Annotated in this window: 2 protein-coding genes; one reads left to right on the top strand and one right to left on the bottom strand. The window is 44.7% G+C overall.

What is annotated here, in order from left to right:
• Positions 1-18: 18 nt before the first annotated feature.
• Positions 19-1,341: a glycosyl hydrolase gene (locus tag AC3A8L_RS21065; RefSeq protein WP_487964246.1), complete on the bottom strand. Its 1,323-nt coding sequence runs from the start codon at positions 1,339-1,341 to the stop codon at positions 19-21.
• 410 nt (positions 1,342-1,751) lie between these two features.
• Here AC3A8L_RS21065 and AC3A8L_RS21060 point away from each other — a divergent pair, with 410 nt between their 5' ends.
• Positions 1,752-2,603, top strand: coding sequence for a helix-turn-helix domain-containing protein (locus tag AC3A8L_RS21060; RefSeq protein ID WP_487964245.1), 852 nt, complete (start codon positions 1,752-1,754; stop codon positions 2,601-2,603).
• The last annotated feature ends 63 nt before the right edge of the window (positions 2,604-2,666 follow it).

Raw genomic sequence — 2,666 nt, 5'->3', positions numbered from 1 at the left:
CAAAAACGGGAAGTTATTTCATGCACGCCCCTTAGCCAACTGCAATAAACGAGTACGCCTTATAGCCCCCCCTCTAAGCACCGCCACAAAGAGCAACCAAGGCAGTAGTTTATCCGCACTCCCCAAGCTAACACCGCCACTGCTGGCACTACTGCTTTGCCGGGCAGAGGAGCTAGTAGAACTCCCGATACTGCTTGAACTGTCAGCATCAGCGCTAGAAGAACTTGAGTCGATTGACGACGAAGAGCTGCCCACTCCCTCACCATTTTTTAACAGCTCAAATAAACCCGCCGAAGCATTCAACCAACCCTCTCCATTAATTTCGGCAACCCATAAATCACGAATATAATTATTGGTTTGAACGCGAGTATCGCCCCAATAACCTTCAGGATAAGGTGCTTTCCACAATGCTTGGGAATCCCAGTCGGCATTAATATAGGCAACAGCTTTAATTAAATCATCATTGCGTTCAATGAAATTAAAATAATTAGCAAACCACTCGTTCCAAATTTGTTCGCCTGTTTTGTTTTGATCCGCCAGTGTGCGCTGTGCGCTTGCGTTGTAAGTGCCCTGCTCAAGGTCATAGCGTTGCGATGCAGACTCAGCAATTAAAACCGGCTTTTGCTTGGTGCGAGCAAAGTCTATAAAGCTATCCACGGCGGTGTTATTACAATCTTGCGGTGTAAAGTAAGACATGCCCAGCCAATCAACATACTCATCACCGGGATACCAATCCTGAAATGAACGCCCGCCCAAAGAACCGCCACAGTAGCTAGCAACCTGCCACACCATCACGATATTTGTTGCGCCAGCAGCCTTTACTTTATTGGCCATACGCCGAAACGCCAAGCGATAAGCCTCGGGGTCATAACCGTTCCAAGCGCCATCGGCCTCATAGCCCCAACGCAAAAATATCGGGCGCTCCCAACTGGCCAAAATACGAATTAACTCATCCATCTCGCCATCGTAAAAACCACTGTTAACGCCATCAAGCTGATTCACCAAATAAACCGCCATGGCATGCACACTGTTCGGGTAATTTGCCTGCAAATAACCCGCATTATTCGGCCCCCCGCCATTATCCACCTGCGTGATCAAACCGCTCAAATCGCTCAAGTTAATATAGGTCGTCACTCCACCGGGCGTTATACCGATGGAATCGTTATAAGCATCAATACTGATAGTGTCTTGCCCAACGATCAGTATTTTTTCCCCGTCGGGTGGCTGGTACGCCCCCGTTAATGCCACGCAAGGCAAGGCTATACTGCAAAAGGTAAGAAGCATCAAACGCTTAGCGTTCATGCCAAAATACTTGCTGAATAAAGTGTCTTTATGACTCATGAGTAAACCTCCCCTAGACGATTATTACGGCCACCGATTAATGCGCAGACCACCAAAAAGTTAACGTTATCATAAATATTTAGGCTAAGAAGTAATTTGAAGAAGTACAACTTAGAATTATTGAATTTTGAGAGTTACATCAAACTTTATAGCGGCATATTGAGTGACGAGGGATATACCCGGCAGCCGAGCAATTAATAGGCATTAAGGAAGACGGTGATAATCATCCCACAAAAATGGCTTTACCAAAAAAATAACCGGTAAAGCCAAATATGCGAAACTCGTCACGACTGAAAATAAAATTTAACTTAAAAGTAATTGATTTTTAACCGATCATAGGCAAAGTTAAACGATGTGTGTTTAAACGCAATACGCATAGCATTCACTTTCTACCGCTGGTTCTGCTTGTAATGAATAATAGTAGCGTATCTTTTGATCATACCCGGCCGCATTTTGAACCCTATGGTTTAACGTGTATGTACTGGCAACCCTCCATCATGTCTCGCCCAGATCACCACAACGAAATTGAAATCAACCTTATTCCCGAAGGCTCTATCACTTATATGCTAGGTGGTAAAAAAACCACTGTAGAATCAGGTCGATTAAGCTTATTTTGGGGCGCTATTCCGCATCAAGTCATCGACTTCGAAAACGAAAAACCTTATCTCGTAGCAACTATTCCCCTGCAAGAATTTTTACAGTGGCGGCTGCCAGACAGTTTTGTTCAGGCATTAATGCAAGGCCAGCTGCTCAGCGAATCACAAGTTCACAAGGCCGATAAAGATGTGCAATTATTGGAAAGTTGGGCCGCTGATTTAATGGGGCATTCACAGTATGCGGAACAGCCCGTACTGCTCGAAATGCAAGCGCGACTCACACGATTGGCGGCACACTATTCCGCAGAAGCAAGCACCAAAGGTCTTACTCTCGTCTCTAATTCTGATTTGACGAAAGTTGAAAAAATGGCATTCTTTATTGCACAAAATTACACACAAAAAATCACCGTACAAAACATCGCTGAACTGGTTGGCCTGCACCCCAATTACGCTATGAATTTATTTCAAAAAAGCTTTGGCACCACACTGATCAATTACCTAACTCAACACCGGTTATCCCACGCTCAACGACTATTAACCACCTGTGACGAAGCCATTACTGAAATCGCGCTAAAGTCGGGCTTTCAATCCATTAGTCGCTTTAATGACGTGTTTAGTCACTCCTTTAACTGCTCTCCACGAAACTACCGTAAACACCACCGTTAATCGGCGGCTAAGGGACGAGGAAACAATATTTCATCCAATAATACTTGATCTCGACCTCCTTAC

It is taken from the genome of Marinagarivorans sp. (assembly GCF_982758155.1).
Note: the sequence above shows the minus strand (reverse complement) of the source record. Positions and strands in the feature narration are given on the sequence as shown.